We start from the raw sequence: 16,230 nt of genomic DNA on the forward strand, positions 1-16,230 counted from the left end.
TCGTCGCGCGGGGTGCGCGGCGAGGCGTTCATTCGGTGGTCAGTCCCGTGGTGATGGACTCGGTGTTGGCGCGCATCATCTGCAGGTAGGTGGCCGCACCCTTCCCCTTCGCGGTGAGCGATTCGGAGAACAGCGGCACGACATCGACGTCGACACCGCTCTCGCGCTTCAACACCTGCGCGAGACGGTCGGGTTGGGAGGAGTCCACGAAGATCGCCCGGACCCCGGATGTCCTGATCGCGGTGGCGAGGGACGTCAGGTCGGAGGCGCTCGGCGACGCGAGCGTGGTCCCGCTCGGGATCACCGCGCCCACGATCCGGAACCCGAAGCGCTGGGCCAGGTAGCCGAAGACATGGTGATTGGTCACCAACTGCCTTTGCTGGGGCGGTATGCGGCCGAACTGCTCGTCCATCCAGCCGGTGAGTTCGGCGATCCGGGCCCCGTAGGCGGACGCGTTCTTCTCGACCACGGACCGGTCGACCCCGTCCACGTGCTCGACGACGTGCTGCGCGATCACCTTCACCGCGCTGCGTACGCGTTCGGGATCGGTCCAGAAGTGCGGATCGGGTTCGCGGGCGGATTCGCCGGCCGAGTAGGTGATCGGGTCGACGGCCTCCCCGACCGCCAGGGTGGAGACGCCGGAGTCCTCGGCGGCCCGCACATGCCGCAGGACGTTCTCCTCCAGGCCGAGTCCGTTGTGGACGACCAGATCGGCCCGCTCCACGGCCGCCGCCTGCGGAGCCGAGACGCCGAAGGAGTGCGGGTCGGCGTCGGCCTGCATCAGCACGGTCACCTCGGCCTCGTCGCCGACGATGTTCCGGGTGATGTCCCCGAGGATGTTCGTGGTGACGACCACGGAGGCGCGTCCCGTGTCGTTCTCCGTACACCCGCCCGCTCCCAGGAGCAGCACACCGGCCAGGGCGGCGAGGACGAGACGGGCGGGTGCGCGATGTCCGCGAGGAGCGGCGGTGGTCGGGTTCATCGGCCCGTCTCCACCATGAACGTCGGGGCTATGCCGACCGGGAAGGTCCTGGCGACCCGGAGGCGGTCGGCGTAGTCGATCTCGTGGACCTTGCGCGCCGCGGCGTCGTTGACGTACGCGCGAGCGCTGTCGACCTCGATCACCGCAGACGCTCCGGCCTTCGCGAGGAGCCGCTTGCGGGCGGTGGCCTTCTTGGTGGTGAGGTCGTAGGCGGTGAGGACGCCGTCCTTGCCGAGTGCGAGCAGGGGCGAACCCTCCCCGGCGGTGTTGGCGGCGACGACCGGGCCCGTTTCGATACGTGCCCAGGTGCGGTCGGTGACGTCGAGGACCCAGACGGCGTCGTCGCCGGAGAGGGCCGCGAGCGTGGTGCTGCCCGGCCGGTGGCGGAAGTCGACGGCCCGTTCCGGCTCCGGCGGCTTCGCGTCGTACGGGATCTTCTCGGCTTCGAACGTGCCCTTGTCCTCGCTGACGAGCAGCGCGCCGTCGGCGCATCCGACGACCACGCCCCGGCGGGTGACCGCCTCGCCGCGCGCCCGGTCGCACGGCTCCTCCAGCACGGTGACACGTGTGCCCTCGCGGTCGCGAACCTCGATGGCGCCCTCGTCGGCGCCCGTTCCGGCGACCAGCAGATGCTCCTGATACGGGACCACCGCTCCGGCGCCCGTGCCGTCCAGCGTGCTGCCGCGGGGAACGGCGCCGTCCTCCAGCTTCGTGCGGTCGAACAGCCGGGCACCGTCCTGGGACGAGACCGCGGTGACGGTCCGATCGCTGTGGACGCGACCGGCCTCCGTCGTCGTCAGCGGGCCGATGCCGCGGATCGCCGCCCGGTAGTAGTGGACGTGATCGCCGTGGTCCACGGTCCAGGCGCCGGAGTCGAGGACATGGGTGCCGGCGGTGCCGCTCAGAAAGGCGAACCGGCCGTCGGTGCGCAGGGCCCGCGGGCCGCTGACGCCCGCGAGCGGTGTCACGTCCTCGGTGGTCAGGTCCAGGATCTCGACCTTTCCCGTTCCGGCTTCCGCCAGTACGAGGCGGGACTGCTGCTCCGCCGTTTCCTCGGCTCCCTCCACGTATCCGTGGGGTGGCGGCGCCTTCGACGCCACCGGGGCGGATGGGGCGTCACCGCCGCTCCCGCAGCCGGCGAGCAGCGTCGATCCGACGAGGGCGGCGCAGCAGAGCGCCGTGGTGGTACGGGTTTTCCGGAGTCTCATGACAGGTGTCCGCTCTTCGCGTGGGGGCGGTCGGGGGTGGCGGTGGCCGGGGGAGTGGTACGGACCCGGCTTCGGCGCAGGCCGGAGGCGGCGGTGGAGAGCAGGAACTGGGCGACGGCCGTCGCCGCGATGCTCGCCCCGGCCGCCGTGTGCAGGTGCCACGAGAGCAGCAGGCCGATGAACGTGGCGCTCGCGCCCAGTACGGCGGCGCCGGCCATGATCACCGGGATGCGCCGGGCCCAGGGCAGCACGGTCGCGGGCGGTGCGATCAGCAGGCCGAAGACCAGCAGCGTCCCCACCACGTGGAACGAGGCGACGATGGCCAGCGTGAGAAGGGCCAGCAGCGCCGCGTGCGCCCACCGCGGCCGGAGCCCCAGCGTGTGCGCCTTGCGCTCGTCGAACGCCAGGGCGACGAAGGGGCGGTGGCCGAGTACGGAGACCACCAGCGCGATGATCACGGCGCCGCCGAGGTGAAGCAGGTCCTCCGGACGTACGGCGAGGACATCGCCGAAGAGGAAGCCGGTCAGGTCGACCGCGAAGGACTGCGAGCGCGACACGATGATCACGCCCAGCGACAGCATGCCGACGAACAGCAGGCCGATGCTCGTGTCGTGCGACAGGCGCGGCGACCGCCCGACGACGCTCACCCCGAGGGCCATGACGGCCGCGCTCACGGCGGCGCCGACGAGCAGATTGCCTCCGAGTAGCGACGCGAGCGCGATGCCGGGAAGCATGCCGTGCGACATCGCGTCGCCGAGGAACGCCATGCCGCGCAGAACGACCCACGTCCCGGCCAGGGCGCAGATCAGTGACACGAGCAGGCCGCCCCACAGGGCTCGTTGGACAAAGGTCACCTCGAAGGGGCCCATCAACCATTCCATGGAGCGGGACACTACAATGAAAATGATTATCATTCCAAAATCGTGACAGGGAGAGGTTCGGGGCATGCAGTGGCAGGTAAGGCTCGACGCGGTGGCGGCCGGGTATCCGGGCCGGGTGGTCATGGAGCAATTCACCGCGCACGTACCGGCGTTCACCACGACGGCGGTGGTCGGCCCCAACGGCTCCGGCAAGTCCACGCTGCTCGGTGTCGTCGCCGGTGTGATCCGGGCGACAGCGGGCCGGGTGGAACACCGGACCGACCGGCGCGTGGCCTACGTGGCCCAGCGGAGCGCGGCGTCCGACGTGCTGCCGATGACGGTGCGGGACGCGGTGGCGATGGGGAGATGGGAGCGCCGCGGGCTGTGGCGACGGCTGTCGCGCCGGGACCGGGCGGTGGTGGAGGCGAGCATGACCCGACTCGGCGTCGACTCTCTCGCCCATCGGCAGCTGGGGGAGTTGTCGGGCGGGCAGCGCCAACGCGCCCTGGTCGCGCAGGGGTTGGCGCAGGAGGCTGATCTGCTGCTGCTCGACGAGCCGGCCACGGGTCTCGACGCGACGGCGCAGCGGCTGATCGCCGATGTGCTCGCCGAGGTGACGCGGGAAGGCGTGACGGTCGTGCAGGCCACGCACGACCTGGAGGCGGCCAGGGCGGCCGGACATCTCCTGCTGCTCCGGGACGGGCGGCTGCTCGCGGAGGGGGATCCCGGTGCGCTGTTGACCGACGACGCGATCGCCGAGGTCTGGCAGCTGCCGCGGCGGGTGTGACGGCTGCGGCTGCGATGCCCGCCCACGGGTGAACCCCGCCGACCGGCAGTCCGGTTGGCGGGGTTCACTTGTGCAACAGGGCCGGACCGGGCGATGCCGTGGCTGCGACCATCGCCCGGTCCGGAGATCAGAGGTGCGAGGTCACCCGTTCCTCGTGTTCGCACGCGTCATCGAGGCCGTGGGTCTCCCACTCCGGGAACGGATCGGCGGCCGTGAACCACGACTCCTCCTCGGACAGCAGGCACCGGGCAAGGGCCTCGTGCAAGGCGTCCGCGTCCAGGTCCGTGCCGATGAAGACCAGCTCCTGGCCCTGCGTGGTGCCGGCGTCGCGTGCCCCGGAGGGCTCGAAGCGGGCGACGGAGCCGGCCTGTGACCACAGCCCGGTCACCCTCGGCCTGCTGGACAGCCAGAAGAAGCCCTTGGAGCGCAGGACCTGCCCGTACCGCCCGCTGTCCAGGCCCTCGGTGACGAACGCCCACAGGCGGCCGGGGTGGAAGGGGCGGTCGGCGCGGAACACCGTGCTGGAGATGCCGTACTCCTCGGTCTCCGGCGTGTGGTCGCCGTTCAGTTCCCGGACCCAGCCGGGAGCCTGCTGGGCCCGCTCCAGGTCGAAGAGGCCGGTGCCCAGGACGTCACCCGGCTCCACGCGCCCCTGCGTGGCGGGCAGGAGGCGGGCCTCGGGGTTGAGGCGGTGGAGCGCCGCGCCGAGCCGTGTCCGCTCCCGCTCGTCCACCAGGTCCAGTTTGTTGAGCACGATGACGTCGGCGAACTCGATCTGGTCCATGAGCAGGTCGCTGACCGTGCGTTCGTCGTCCTCGTACTGGTCGAGGCCCCGCCCGGCGAGCCCGTCGCCCGCTGTCAGCTCCGTGAGGAAGCCGGCCGCGTCGACCACGGTGACCATGGTGTCGAGCCGGGCGAGGTCGCCCAGCGTCGCTCCGTCGTCGCGGGGGAAGGAGAAGGTCGCCGCGACCGGCATCGGCTCGGAGATGCCGCTGGACTCGATCAGCAGGTAGTCGAAACGCCCCTCGCGGGCGAGCCGGTCCACCTCTTCGAGCAGGTCGTCGCGCAGGGTGCAGCAGATGCAGCCGTTGGTCATCTCGACCAGGCGCTCCTCGGTCCGCGAGAGCGACGCGTCGCCCTCGCGGACCAGCGCCGCGTCGATGTTGACCTCGCTCATGTCGTTGACGATCACCGCCACGCGCAGGCCGTCACGGTTGCCGAGGACATGGTTCAGCAGGGTGGTCTTTCCGGCCCCCAGGAAACCGGACAGCACCGTGACGGGCAGGAGGTCGCGCGTCATGAGGATCAGCCCTCGGGGTGCAGGAGGCCGCGTTCGTAGGCCTTCGCCAGCCGCTGCGGCACCCGGTACACGGAACCGTCGATCGTGACCGGCACCAACTGGGGTGTCACCGCTTTCCACTGGGCGCGGCGGTGACGGGTGTTGCTGCGGGACATCTTCCGCTTCGGGACTGCCATGGGACCACCTTCGTCGTTGGTGGGGAAACGCTATATGAAAACGATAGTCAACACCAAAAACGGCGGCCGCGCGGTCGGCCGGTACGGGCCGTGGCCGGGCCGCCCGCGTCGAACCGGAGCGCGTCAGACGATGTCCAGGACCTCCGTGACGGGGCGTCTGGGCGTGGCCGGTCCGGCGGGTCCGTAGCCGAGTCGAAGAATCATCTGGACGTAGCCCATCCTGGAATTCGGGTCACGAGTGAGGTCGCGAAGCGCGGGCCACTCCAGAGGCTGCGAGATCAAGGAGGCCGCGAGCCCGTCGGCCGTGGCCTGAAGAAGTACGCGTTCCATGGCCTGCCCCGCCCTCAGCCAGTCCGGGGACAGGTCCGCCTCCGTTCCCAGCAGGGCTGTCTGCGGCCGCTCCTCGAACACGGCCGGCGTCCGGCCCGGCGAGCCGCCCGGTATGTCGAAGTCCCGTACCGGGGCGGTCGCACCGTGCTGCCGGGGGCCGAAGGCGTACGAGGGAACGCCCTCGGCGGGCGGGCCCTCCCCGGCCTTGCCCGTGCGGGTCCAGGTGATGATCTCGGCCCGCATGGCATCGCTGGCGGATTCGAAGAGTTCCGCGTCGTGCACCAGATCCAGCACGGTGCCGGTGTGCCAGGCTCCGGGAACGGCCGGCCGCGCCCCTTCCGCAGCGCGGCCGCGCTCAACCCGCCCAGGATCTCGGACGGAATCGGCTCGTCCGAGAACGGAAAGCGGCTGGTGTGCCGGAGCTTCACGGCAGGGTGCAGATCGGCGAGCCGCCGGCCGGCGTTCCCGGACGCCTCCCACTCCTCCGGATCGGGCCGCTTCTCCTCCTGCTCCTCCAGCGTGATGTCGGCGAGGCGCCACGGGTCGCGATGGTCGGGCAGAAGCTCGCACTCGGCACTCCACCCGCGATGCGCGGCAGCCACCCGTAGATTCAGCAGCGCCGCACCGCATCCGATGTGCAGACCACGGTGGTCCGGGTCGCCGACCGGCAGCACACGGTACGGATCGCCGTACAGCGAGAGAAGACGGGTTCCGGAGCGGTGGACGAACCTCCAGGGTTGCGCGTTGTGCATGGAGGTGCGGCCGCGGCCTCCTCGACGAGCGAAGGGATGACCGAGGTGACGCGTTGCTCGATCGTGAACATGGTCTGACCGGCTCCTTCGCGTTGGGCTTCTGTCATCACCTGCCGGCACCGCCCGCCCCGGGCACCGGGGCCGAACGGCCCCGTCCGGGGCCCGACCGGTTCTGCCCGTGCCCCGCTCCGGCGCGGGCGACCGCCGGCATGGGCCCTTTGGCCCCCTGCTTGCCCCTGCGGCCCCTTTCGCGAGGAGGGGCAGGTGTCAAAGCCTGGAAGAGAGCCGCCGCGTCCGTGCGGGCCGCAGTCCGTGCGGAGAGTCTCGCCCCGGGATGCCGCGGCCGTGCTCGGCCGGGGAGTCGAACATCGGGAGCAGGCCATGGACAGCACAGAGACCCGTCAGGAGATCGTGGTGGGCGTCGACCCTCGCGGTGGCTGGCAACCGGCCGTGGCCTGGGGTGCCGACGAGGCGCAGCTCCGGAGACTTCAGCTCCGCCTCGCCCTCTCCGTTCCGCCCCGGGGCGGAACCCGGCACGCCGACGACAGCCCGCACCACCGGAGACTTGAGGAGGACGGCCGGCGAACGCTGACGGAGGCGATCTCGTGGGCACAGGCACGAAGTCCCGAGGCCGAGGTGACCGGCTCGCTCCTGGACGGCTTTCCGGGGCGTCAACTGGCCCTGCTGTCCCGTGAGGTGCGCCTGGTGGTTCTGGGGACACGGCGTCTGCGTCGGGTGGAGGAGATCCTGAGCTCCGGTTCGGTGGTCGTTCCCGTCACCGCCCAGGCGGGCTGCCCGGTGGTCGTCGTGGGCGATGGCGACGAGGGCGGCCAGGATCCGCCGTACCTCGTGGTGGGCGTCGACGGCAGCGAGGCTACCGGAGCCGCGCTGGCCCTCGCCTTCGAGGAAGCCGATCTCCGACGCTGCGCGCTGCACGCCATAGCCGTGTGGCAGCCGCCCGTGTTCACGCTCAGCCCCGGCGACACCCTGTTCCACGACGAGCGCCGTCACCTGTCCGAGACGCTCGCGGGATGGCGGGAGAAGTACCCCGATGTGGAGCTGCGCCCCGAGGTGCGGATCGGCTCCGCGGTCGAGGTTCTGGCCGAAGCCGGCGAACGGGCCCTGGGCATGGTGGTGGGCCGCCGGGGTCAGGGCGGATACACCGGGATGAAGGTCGGTTCCGTGGTGCACGGCCTCCTGCACCGGGCCCGTTGCCCGGTCATCACGGTGCCCGCTCCGTGAGCCCTCATCGCCTGCCTATGCTGGGTGGGTGACACCGCGAGCAGGGCAGGAGAAGGAGCTGAGGGCCGATGCGGCACGCAATCGCGCCCGCATTCTCCAGGTTGCCCGCGGGCAGTTGGCCGCCGGGGACAACACATTGCAGCTGAACGCCGTCGCCCGGCTCGCCGGGGTGGGCGTCGGGACGGTCTACCGGCACTTCCCCAACCGGCACGCGCTGGTGGAGGCCCTCTCGGCGGACCGCTTTCGCGAACTGGTCGAGGAGGCACAGGCGGCGGCCGCCGAGGAGGACTCGTTCACGGGCCTGCGCCGACTGCTGCGCTTCGCCCTCGACCGGATGCTGGACGATCCCGACTTCGCGGCCGTGCTGGAGTCCGCGGGCGACACCGACGTACGGACGTCGCACATGAAGGCCGAGCTCGACGGGACGGTCATGGGCCTGCTGGACGGCGCCCGCCTGTCCGGAGCGGTACGAAGCTCCGTCGACGCTGAGGACGTACGCCGTCTGCTGTGCGGCGTGGGACACGCCGTGCGCTCCGGGGGCGGCGGTGTCAGGGACCTCTATCTGGACGTCCTGCTGGAAGGCCTGCGCCCGCCCCGCTGACGGGGGCCGTTACGCGACCTCGCACCTCTGCGGACCCGTGCCGCCCACACAGTAAACGGATAGCTATCCGTATGTGCTAGCGTGCGCTCACCGAAACGGATACTCATCCGTTTGATGTGCGATGCGGCGGCGAAGGAGTGAAGGGGTGGCCATGAGTCGGCGGGCGGTAGTGACGGCGGGTACCGGGGGCATCGGCCTGGAGACGGCGAAGGGGCTGGCGCGGCGCGGCTTCGCGGTCACGGTGGTCGGCCGTGACCCCGGGCGGGGCGCGAGCGCCGTGGAGGAGATCGCGGCGGTCTCCGGCGGAGGCGAACCACGGTTCCTGGCCGCCGACCTGGCGTCGCTCGACCAGGTCCGGGCGCTGGCCGCGCGGCTGGCGGCCGAAGGACCGCTGGCGCTGCTGGTCAACAACGTCGGGGCGATGTTCGCCCGACGGCAACAGACCGTCGACGGCATCGAGGGATCGTTCGCCGTGAATCACCTCTCGCCGTATCTGCTGACCGAATTGCTGCTCGACCGGCTCCGGGCGGACGCGCCGAGCCGGATCGTCAATGTCTCGTCCGCCGCGATCAAGGCCGCGAAGCGCACCTTCGACGCGGTGGAACCTCCGGGCGGCTACTACGGCTTCCACTGGTACGGCCGGGCCAAGCTCGCCAACCTGGCCTACACCGTGCACCTCGCCGAACGTCTCCGCGGCACCGGGGTGACCGTCTTCGCGGCCGACCCCGGCGGTGCCGCCACGGGCATGACGGACGGCACCATGACCTCACCGACGATCGTCTCCCCGCCGCTGCGCCTACTGTGGCCGCTGGTCCGCCGCACCTTTGAACGGTCCACCGCGGGCCCCGCCTCGGCGGCCGCCCGGCCGTCCGTCTTCGCCGCCACCGACGCCTCGCTCGACGGGCGGACCGGCCTGCTCATCGGCCCGGAGGCCCGGCCCGTCCCGCTCTTCCGCGGCGCCGCCGACCCGCGGGCCATCGAGAACGTACTCAGGCTCAGCCGGCAACTGGCACCCCTGGAGGGCGGCCACGGCCTTCAGCGCCGGTGAGCCCGGCCCCGGCGGGCGGCGGCCGGCTCACCTCGCCTCGGCGAGCCGGACCGCGTCGGGGCCGGCCGGGAACCGCAGCCGTCCGGTCGTGTCGTGCACGGCCCGCCACACCGTCTCGGCGACGTCGCTCTCCTTGGTGAACAGGTCCTGGCCGGTGAAGCCGCCCATGGCCTCCTTCGCCCACGCCGCGTAGGGGGCCGGGACCAGCTCGTCCGGCGAGGCGCCGTTCGTGGCGTTGGCGGCGAAGCCGGTCGTCAGGCAGGCGCCCGGCTGCACCGTCCTGGCCTGTACGCCGAAGGGCGCGAGCTCGAGTGCGAGGGACGCGGTGAATCCCTCGACGGCCATCTTGCTCGCCTTGTAGACGGCCGAGAGCGGCATATGGCCCAGGACCACACTGGAGGTCACGTTGACCACCACGCCGGAGCCGCGTTCGCGGAACTGGGGCAGTACCGCCTGGGTCGTGGCCATCACGCCGAACGTGTTGGTCTCGAAGACTTCGCGTACCCGCTCCAGGGGCATGCCCTCGAAGACGCTGATCGAGGGGATGCCCGCGTTGTTGACCAGGACGTCGACCGGTCCCGCGGCCTCGAACGCGGCGGTGATGGACTCGGGGTCGGTGACGTCGAGCCGGACGACGCGGAGCCGGTCCGACTCGGGCAGGATCCCCGCACGCGGGGTGCGCATCGTGGCGATGACGTTCCAGCCCTGTGCGTGGAAGTGCAGAGCGGTCTCGCGTCCGTATCCGGACGATGCGCCAGTGATCAGAACGGTCTTCATGCCGAGCTCCTCAGCGAGTTGACGGGATCCATGCGGTGCAGACACTTTCCTGCTCCGCGGAAGAACGATTGATTCCATTCAACTGCTGTGACCTGGGCATACGGTAGAACTATCCTCGCTCTCGCATGCACGATCCTCTCCGCTGCGCAGATCTCGTCAGGGAAGAGCGACCGCCGGGCCGGGTGCGGCGCCCCGCAGACGGGCCGCGTCCCGGCTCGGCGGCAGACCGAACTGGCGGCGATACTCGCGACTGAACTGCGACGGGTTGTCGTAGCCGACCCGGTGACCGACCCCCGTGACATCGCCCGGGTCGGTGGTGAGCAGCAGCCGGGCCTCCTGGAGCCGGATCTGTTTCTGGAACTGGATGGGGCTCATCGCGGTCACCGCCTGGAAGTTGCGGTAGAACGCGGAGACGCTCATGCCGGACCTGCGTGCCACGTCCTCCACCCGGAACGGTTCGGCGTAGTGCTCGCGGATCCAGCGCACGGCCCGCGAAACATGGCTCAGGCCGCTGTCGGCGAGTCCGAGCTGACGTACCGTCGCGCCCTGCTCTCCGGTGATCACGCGCCACAGGATCTCGCGCTTCACCAGCGGGGCCAGTACGGCGCGGTCGCGGGGTTCGTCGAGCAGGCGCAGCAGCCGGACCACGGCGTCGAGCAGCGCGGCCGGGGCGTCGCTGACGGCGATGCCCGACGGTGCGGCGCCGGTGCGGGGGACGTCGCCGGGGCCGGCCAGCAGCAGCAGTTCGGCGACGGCGGACGGTTCCAGCGTGAGACCGAAGCCCAGGGCCGGCTGCTCGGGCTCGGCCCGGGTGAACTGACCGGTGACGGGGAGGTCGACGGACGCGACGAGGTACTGCCCGGCGCCGTACTCGTAGACCCGGTCGCCCAGCGCGAGGCGTTTGGCGCCCTGGGCGATCACCGCGAGCACCGTGCCGGACGTCGAGGGCGCCGGCGGATCCGGCCGGTCGACCTTCGAGATGAGTACGCCGTCGATGGCGGTGGCCCAGTCGGGGCGGGCATGCCGGGCCAGCAGGGTACGGAGTTCGTCGAGGCACATGCGTCCATTGCAGCACCATGCCGACCCGGGTTCCCGTGCGGGCGAGGATTGTGCAAGCAACGGCGAGTATCGCTCTAACGTTTCAGCAGGTCAGCGGGGTTGTATGGAATCACCGCACTCCGATGCACGAAAGGTGATGACCATGAACCCAGCGCGCCCCTCCCTGGACCCCGAACTGCGTGAGCTGCTCGCCGGCATGCCGCTGATGTCCGGGCTCAGCAGGGAAGTCCTCGGGCAACTGCGCCGGCTGCCTTCGACGCCCGTCGAGCCGCTGCTCGCCCATCGGCAGGTCGTCCGGCGCGAGACCACCGTGCGCGCCGAGGACGGTGCGGCCGTACCTCTGTCGGTCTTCAGCCCCGCGAGCACGGACCGCACCACCGGCAGGCCCTGCGTCTACTGGATGCACGGCGGCGGGATGGTCATGGGCGACCGCTTCTCGCAGATCGACATTCCGCTGGAGTGGCTCGACGCGTTCGGCGCGGTCGTGGTCTCCGTGGACTACCGGCTGGCACCCGAGGCCACCGGCACGACCCTCGTCGACGACTGCTACCGAGGGCTGATGTGGATCGCCGAGCACGCAGGGGAACTGGGCATCGACTCCGCCCGGATCGTCGTCGCCGGTGCCAGCGCGGGCGGCGGCCTCGCCGCCGGTGTCTCCCTGCTGGCTCGCGACCTCGGCACTCCGGCGATCGCCGGGCAGATGCTGATCTGTCCGATGCTCGACCACCGCAACACCAGCGTCTCCAGCCGCCAGTACTCCGGTGGGCCCGGGGTCTGGACCCGCGAGATGAACGAGTTCGGCTGGCGTGCCGTCCTGGGCGACCTCACCGGCGACGAGGTGTCCCCGTACATCTCGCCGGCGTCGGCCGAGGACCTGGCAGGTCTGCCGACCACCTACATCGACACCGGCTCGGCCGAGGTCTTCCGGGACGAGGACACCGACTACGCCGGCCGGATCTGGGCGGCCGGCGGTCAGGCCGAACTCCACGTCTGGGCAGGCGGCTTCCACGGGTTCGACGCCCTGTATCCGCAGGCGGACCTCTCGGCCACGGCGCGCCGGACCCGCACCGACTGGCTCGCCCGGCTCCTGAACAGGAGCAGTTCCGCGCAGCCGGCCCGAACGGACCTTGTCCCGTAGGCGGTTCGACCGGGCTCCGTCGACGCCGGGAAGTCACCGTACGGCCCGGCTACGAGCCGCAGCAGCCGCCCGCCGGTGCGTGGACGTCGGTCACGGCCAGAGCTGCGGCCGAGGGGGCCGGGGTGTCGAAGAACCCGGCACCGCCGCAGACCCCGGTCTCGGGGAGGGCGAGTTCGACGCGGTCGGCGGCTTCGAGGTCGCCGGCGAGGGCGGCGGCGACGGAGCGGACCTGCTCGTATCCGGTCATGGCGAGGAAGTTCGGGGCGCGGCCGTAGGACTTCATGCCGACGAGGTGGATCCCCTTCTCCGGGTGGGAGAGCTCGCGGTGGCCGTGCGGGCGAACGGTGCCGCAGGAGTGCTGGTTGGGGTCGATCAGCGGAGCCAGCCCGGTCGGAGCCCGCAGCCGCTCGTCCAGACGGAGGCGGAGCTCGTCGAGGAAGCCCAGATCGGGACGGAGGCCGGTCAGCACGATGACTTCGTCGACCGCGTCCAGGCGACGCCCGTCCTCGCCGACCAGGACGAGGCGGCCCTCGGTGTCGCGCTCGATCGCCTCGGTGCGGAAGCCGGTGACCGCGTCCGCGTGCCCCTCGTCGACCGCGCCCTTCGCCGCGAGCCCGAGCGCACCACGGGCGGGCAGCTGATCGGAGCTCCCGCCGCCGAAGGTGGAACCGGAGATGCCCCGGCGCACCACCCAGACCGCCTTCGTCCCCGCGCCGTCGCCGCCGGACCCGGCGAGGTCGGCCAGGTGGACGAGTGCGGTGAAGGCGGAGGCCCCGGAGCCGATGACGGCGGTGCGACGGCCCGCGTAACGGGCCCGGACGGCGGGATCCCTGAGGTCGGGGACGCGGTAGCTGATCCGGTCGGCGGCCGCCTTCTCGCCGAGGGCGGGCAGGCCGCAGGCTCCGGCCGGGCCCGGGGTGGCCCAGGTGCCGGACGCGTCGATGACGGCTCGGGCGAGGACCTGCTCCTCGCTGCCGTCGGCGCGGGCGATCCGTACGACGAACGGCTGCCGGTCCCGGTCCGCGTCCACGATCCGGTCGCGGCCGGCGCGGGAGACGCCGGTGACCCGGGAGTCGAGGCGTACCCGCTCACCGAGGGCATGGGCGAGCGGCCGCAGGTACCGCGCGGCCCAGTCGCCGCCGGAGGGGTACGAGGCCGGGTCGGGGTGGGTCCAGCCGGTGGGGGCCAGCAGCTTCTCGGCGGCACGGTCGACGACCTCGCCCCAGGTGGAGAACAGCCGCACATGGGCCCAGCCGCGCACCGCCGCACCGGCGGTGACCCCCGCCTCCAGAACCAGGGGCTCGACGCCCCGGTCGACCAGGTGGGCGGCGGCGGCCAGGCCGATGGGCCCGGCCCCGATCACGACGACGGGCGGATCGGTGGTGGCGGGTGCGTTCACGGCGGCGACTCCCTGCTCGTTGATTCGACGGCTGTCGATGTCCTGTGCCGTCGAGCCTTGCGCGTGTATCGACAGATGTCAATATTGATGGATGTCGAAGTCGGTGATGCTGGTTCGATGTGTGTGAACATAGACAGATGTCGAATGCGAAGGTGCTGCCGCTGATCGACCCCGCCGAAGGGCAGGGCGTGTCACCGTGTTGCCCGCCGCTCACCGAGCGCCCGATGACCGCCGAGGAGGCGCGCACGGCCGCCCCTATGTTCAAGGCGCTCGGCGACCCGGTGCGTCTGCGGCTGTTCTCCGCCGTGGCCTCGCACGAGGGCGGGGAGGCGTGCGTGTGCGACATCTCTGACGTCGGTGTCTCGCAGCCCACGGTGTCCCACCATCTGAAGAAGCTGAAAGAGGCGGGTCTGCTGACCTCCGAGCGCCGTGGCACCTGGGTCTACTACCGGGTCGAACCGTCGGTGCTCGCCGCGATGGGGAAGCTGCTGGCGCTGCCCGCCGTGCGCTGACCGCTCCGGGCGTTGGAGGAGCCGTGCGGGTGGACGAGGTGACGCCGAACGTGGCGACGGCGATGCCAGTTGGACGTCATCGCCGGCGGCGGTGAACGCGAGGGTCGTGGTGCGCTCGTACGCGAGGCCGAGGCCCCTGCCGAGGAGGCGTGAAGAGCGGCCCGCTACGAGATCAAGGCCCTGGCCGAGGACCTGATCGCCGGGATCGTGCCGGAGACCACGGCCTGAACGCACCGCCCGATGCCGTCACCACGGCCCGGCCGGACGGTCAGACCGAAGCCGCGTCGGCCGGTGTGGGCACGGCGTGCGGGCGAAGGACCATCAGCGAGTCCTCCGCGGTCGCGACCATCGCGAACGGGAACCGGTCCAGTTCGAGGCAGAGCGCGACGTCGTCGGGGTGGGCTCCTTGCCGTACGCCCTCCGCCAGTTCGGCGGCGGCGCGGGACTCGGCCGCGCGGCGCAGGAACGGGGTCGCGTCCGGTCCGGCCCCGATGGACCTCCGTGCGATGTACTGGGCGCACGCCAGGTCCTCCTCGGCGCGCCCCTCCTCGCCGGTGACCACGAACGTAACGGCGTCGCACGCCCGTTGCCGCAGCAGCCGAGCCGTCGCCTCCGCCACCACGAAGCCGGCGCACAGCACCAGCGACGCCTCCTTGACCGCGAGGGCGCCGACCGTTCCCGCCGTGGTCTTCTGCACGACGGTCCGTCCGCCGAGGTCCACCGACCGCAGCAGGGCCGGTGAGTTGACGGCGTCGAAGCCGGGCGCCGGCGGGCCGTCCTTGAGGGTCACCCACTCCGGGTGGCGGGCTTTGAGCGCGAGGGCGTCGTCCAGCGACTCGGCGAGCACGATCTTCTCGGCCCCCTGTCCGAAAGCCTGGGCGGCCACCGTGAAGGCACGCATGACGTCGACCACGACCGCCACGGAGGGGGCTTCGGTCAGTTCGGCGATGCCGAGGAAATGAGCGTCCATCCCGTCATGATCGCGTACGGTCGGCCCGCAGGGCCCGGCCGGTGAGGCGCTTCACATCGCGGCCCCGGGCCACCGACGTCACCACCTCCCCGCTCGACCCCTCACTCCCTACTCCTCCTCGATGCCCAGCAGTTCCAGGAAGGCCGTGGCCGCCGGGGTGCGGCTGTCCCGGCCCCACACCACGTACTCGACGCGGGCCGGTGCGTCCGTGACCTCGATCGTGGTCACCCCGGCCAGGCTCGCGACGTACGAGGGCGGCAGCAGGGCCACGCCCAGGCCCGCGCCGACCAGCCGGGCCAGGTAGTCGGCGTTGGTCACCTCGAAGGCCACCTCGCGGGTGAGGCCGGCGGCGGCGAAGGCGAGATCGGACTGCGCCCGGCCGGCGGTCTTCGCCGGGAGGTCGACGAACACCTCGCAGGACAGCCGGCGGAGATCGACCGAGTACGCGCCGGCGAGCGGGTGGGCCGGGGAGACCACGGCGATCAGGCGCTCCCGGGCCAGCTCCCGGGCCATGACGCCCCGAGGGCGGGCCGTGACCGGGACGCCGAGAAAGGCCACCTCGATCTCCCCCTGCCTGACCTGCTCGACCAGCTCGTCGCTGGCTCCCACGCTGAGGTTGACCCGGGCCTTCGGATGGCGCTGGTGGAAGTCCTTGAGAACGGCGGGGATGTCCACCGCGGCGACGGTGGGGATCAGGCCCACCGTGAGCCGTCCGCGTACCTCTCCGACGGCCGCCGCCACTTCGGCGGCGGCCCGCTCCGCCGCGTCCAGGCACTGGCGGGCGGCAGGCAGGAACGCCGCGCCCGCCGGGGTCAACCGGACCCGGCGGCTGGTGCGTTCGAAGAGCCTGGCACCCAGTTCCTTCTCCAGGCGCGCGATCTGGTGGCTGAGCGCGGACTGGACCACCAGGCAGCGCTGTGCGGCCCTCGTGAAGCTGTTCGTCTCGGCCACGGCGACCACGTACCGCATCTGCTGAAGCTCCATGGATCCATCGTGAATCGAGATCCATCGCGTGACAAGCATGTGTTGGACTCATGAATGCCCCCGGACCGAGACTGATGGCCACCGCACACGGCAGAAGCCTCCGCG

The 16,230-nt window shown here is 71.6% G+C and carries 16 protein-coding genes and 2 pseudogenes; 6 read left to right on the forward strand and 12 right to left on the reverse strand.

Annotation, left to right across the window (positions count from 1 at the left end; translation table 11 throughout):
* Positions 1 to 28: 28 nt before the first annotated feature.
* Genes aztC through aztB form a run of 3 tightly spaced genes read right to left on the reverse strand, consistent with a single transcriptional unit; the run spans position 29 to position 3,071 of the window.
* A complete protein-coding gene (aztC, locus tag KV381_RS33965) occupies positions 29 to 982 on the reverse strand; it encodes a zinc ABC transporter substrate-binding protein AztC (RefSeq protein ID WP_218787006.1) in 954 nt (317 codons plus the stop codon).
* Entirely contained in the window at positions 979 to 2,190 is a 1,212-nt protein-coding gene (locus tag KV381_RS33970; RefSeq protein ID WP_218787007.1) for a hypothetical protein, read from the reverse strand. Before KV381_RS33970 ends, aztC begins: the two co-directional genes overlap by 4 nt.
* Entirely contained in the window at positions 2,187 to 3,071 is an 885-nt protein-coding gene (aztB, locus tag KV381_RS33975) for a zinc ABC transporter permease AztB (protein ID WP_218787008.1), read from the reverse strand. Before aztB ends, KV381_RS33970 begins: the two co-directional genes overlap by 4 nt.
* A 64-nt stretch (positions 3,072 to 3,135) precedes the next feature.
* On the opposite strand from aztB, the gene aztA reads away from it, so the two are divergent.
* Positions 3,136 to 3,837 (forward strand): zinc ABC transporter ATP-binding protein AztA, encoded by a 702-nt coding sequence (aztA, locus tag KV381_RS33980; RefSeq protein ID WP_218787009.1) that lies wholly within the window; start codon positions 3,136 to 3,138, stop codon positions 3,835 to 3,837.
* 127 nt (positions 3,838 to 3,964) lie between these two features.
* Here aztA and KV381_RS33985 read toward each other — a convergent pair whose 3' ends face one another.
* From KV381_RS33985 to KV381_RS33995, 3 genes and pseudogenes are all read right to left on the reverse strand, one after another.
* Positions 3,965 to 5,137 (reverse strand): GTP-binding protein, encoded by a 1,173-nt coding sequence (locus KV381_RS33985; RefSeq protein WP_218787010.1) that lies wholly within the window; start codon positions 5,135 to 5,137, stop codon positions 3,965 to 3,967.
* A 5-nt stretch (positions 5,138 to 5,142) separates the two neighbouring features.
* Positions 5,143 to 5,313 (reverse strand): 50S ribosomal protein L32, encoded by a 171-nt coding sequence (gene rpmF, locus KV381_RS33990; protein ID WP_030633672.1) that lies wholly within the window; start codon positions 5,311 to 5,313, stop codon positions 5,143 to 5,145.
* 123 nt (positions 5,314 to 5,436) lie between these two features.
* A pseudogene (locus KV381_RS33995) lies at positions 5,437 to 6,466 on the reverse strand (nitroreductase).
* A gap of 310 nt (positions 6,467 to 6,776) precedes the next feature.
* On the opposite strand from KV381_RS33995, the gene KV381_RS34000 reads away from it, so the two are divergent.
* The 3 genes from KV381_RS34000 to KV381_RS34010 all read left to right on the forward strand — a co-directional run bounded on the left by KV381_RS34000 (position 6,777) and on the right by KV381_RS34010 (position 9,286).
* Positions 6,777 to 7,637, forward strand: coding sequence for a universal stress protein (locus KV381_RS34000; RefSeq protein WP_030081700.1), 861 nt, complete (start codon positions 6,777 to 6,779; stop codon positions 7,635 to 7,637).
* Between the two features lie 28 nt (positions 7,638 to 7,665).
* Positions 7,666 to 8,238 (forward strand): TetR/AcrR family transcriptional regulator, encoded by a 573-nt coding sequence (locus KV381_RS34005; RefSeq protein WP_050495642.1) that lies wholly within the window; start codon positions 7,666 to 7,668, stop codon positions 8,236 to 8,238.
* A 151-nt stretch (positions 8,239 to 8,389) separates the two neighbouring features.
* On the forward strand, positions 8,390 to 9,286 hold the full coding sequence (locus KV381_RS34010; RefSeq protein ID WP_086779658.1) for an SDR family NAD(P)-dependent oxidoreductase: 897 nt from the start codon (positions 8,390 to 8,392) through the stop codon (positions 9,284 to 9,286).
* 27 nt (positions 9,287 to 9,313) lie between these two features.
* On the opposite strand, the gene KV381_RS34015 is transcribed toward KV381_RS34010, so the two are convergent.
* Positions 9,314 to 10,063 (reverse strand): SDR family oxidoreductase, encoded by a 750-nt coding sequence (locus KV381_RS34015; RefSeq protein WP_218787011.1) that lies wholly within the window; start codon positions 10,061 to 10,063, stop codon positions 9,314 to 9,316.
* A gap of 156 nt (positions 10,064 to 10,219) precedes the next feature.
* On the reverse strand, positions 10,220 to 11,122 hold the full coding sequence (locus KV381_RS34020; protein ID WP_030081708.1) for an AraC family transcriptional regulator: 903 nt from the start codon (positions 11,120 to 11,122) through the stop codon (positions 10,220 to 10,222).
* Positions 11,123 to 11,264: 142 nt separating this feature from the next.
* Here KV381_RS34020 and KV381_RS34025 point away from each other — a divergent pair, with 142 nt between their 5' ends.
* The gene (locus KV381_RS34025; protein ID WP_218787012.1) at positions 11,265 to 12,260 is read left to right on the forward strand and encodes an alpha/beta hydrolase; all 996 of its coding nucleotides are present in this window, start codon (positions 11,265 to 11,267) and stop codon (positions 12,258 to 12,260) included.
* Positions 12,261 to 12,309: 49 nt separating this feature from the next.
* Here the strand turns inward: KV381_RS34025 and KV381_RS34030 are convergent, their stop codons facing one another.
* Positions 12,310 to 13,659, reverse strand: coding sequence for an NAD(P)-binding domain-containing protein (locus KV381_RS34030; RefSeq protein WP_218787013.1), 1,350 nt, complete (start codon positions 13,657 to 13,659; stop codon positions 12,310 to 12,312).
* 137 nt (positions 13,660 to 13,796) lie between these two features.
* On the opposite strand from KV381_RS34030, the gene KV381_RS34035 reads away from it, so the two are divergent.
* Entirely contained in the window at positions 13,797 to 14,171 is a 375-nt protein-coding gene (locus tag KV381_RS34035) for a helix-turn-helix transcriptional regulator (protein WP_030081715.1), read from the forward strand.
* Between the two features lie 34 nt (positions 14,172 to 14,205).
* On the opposite strand, the pseudogene KV381_RS36805 reads toward KV381_RS34035, so the two are convergent.
* The 3 genes and pseudogenes from KV381_RS36805 to KV381_RS34045 all read right to left on the reverse strand — a co-directional run.
* Positions 14,206 to 14,318 (reverse strand): annotated as a pseudogene (locus KV381_RS36805) (arsenical-resistance protein); the annotation flags it as partial.
* Between the two features lie 121 nt (positions 14,319 to 14,439).
* A complete protein-coding gene (locus KV381_RS34040; RefSeq protein WP_103536448.1) occupies positions 14,440 to 15,141 on the reverse strand; it encodes a 2-phosphosulfolactate phosphatase in 702 nt (233 codons plus the stop codon).
* Between the two features lie 108 nt (positions 15,142 to 15,249).
* Positions 15,250 to 16,125 (reverse strand): LysR family transcriptional regulator, encoded by an 876-nt coding sequence (locus KV381_RS34045; protein WP_030081719.1) that lies wholly within the window; start codon positions 16,123 to 16,125, stop codon positions 15,250 to 15,252.
* Between the last annotated feature and the right edge of the window lie 105 nt (positions 16,126 to 16,230).

This window comes from Streptomyces sp. WY228 (genome assembly GCF_019287315.1).
GTDB lineage: Bacteria > Actinomycetota > Actinomycetes > Streptomycetales > Streptomycetaceae > Streptomyces > Streptomyces caviscabies.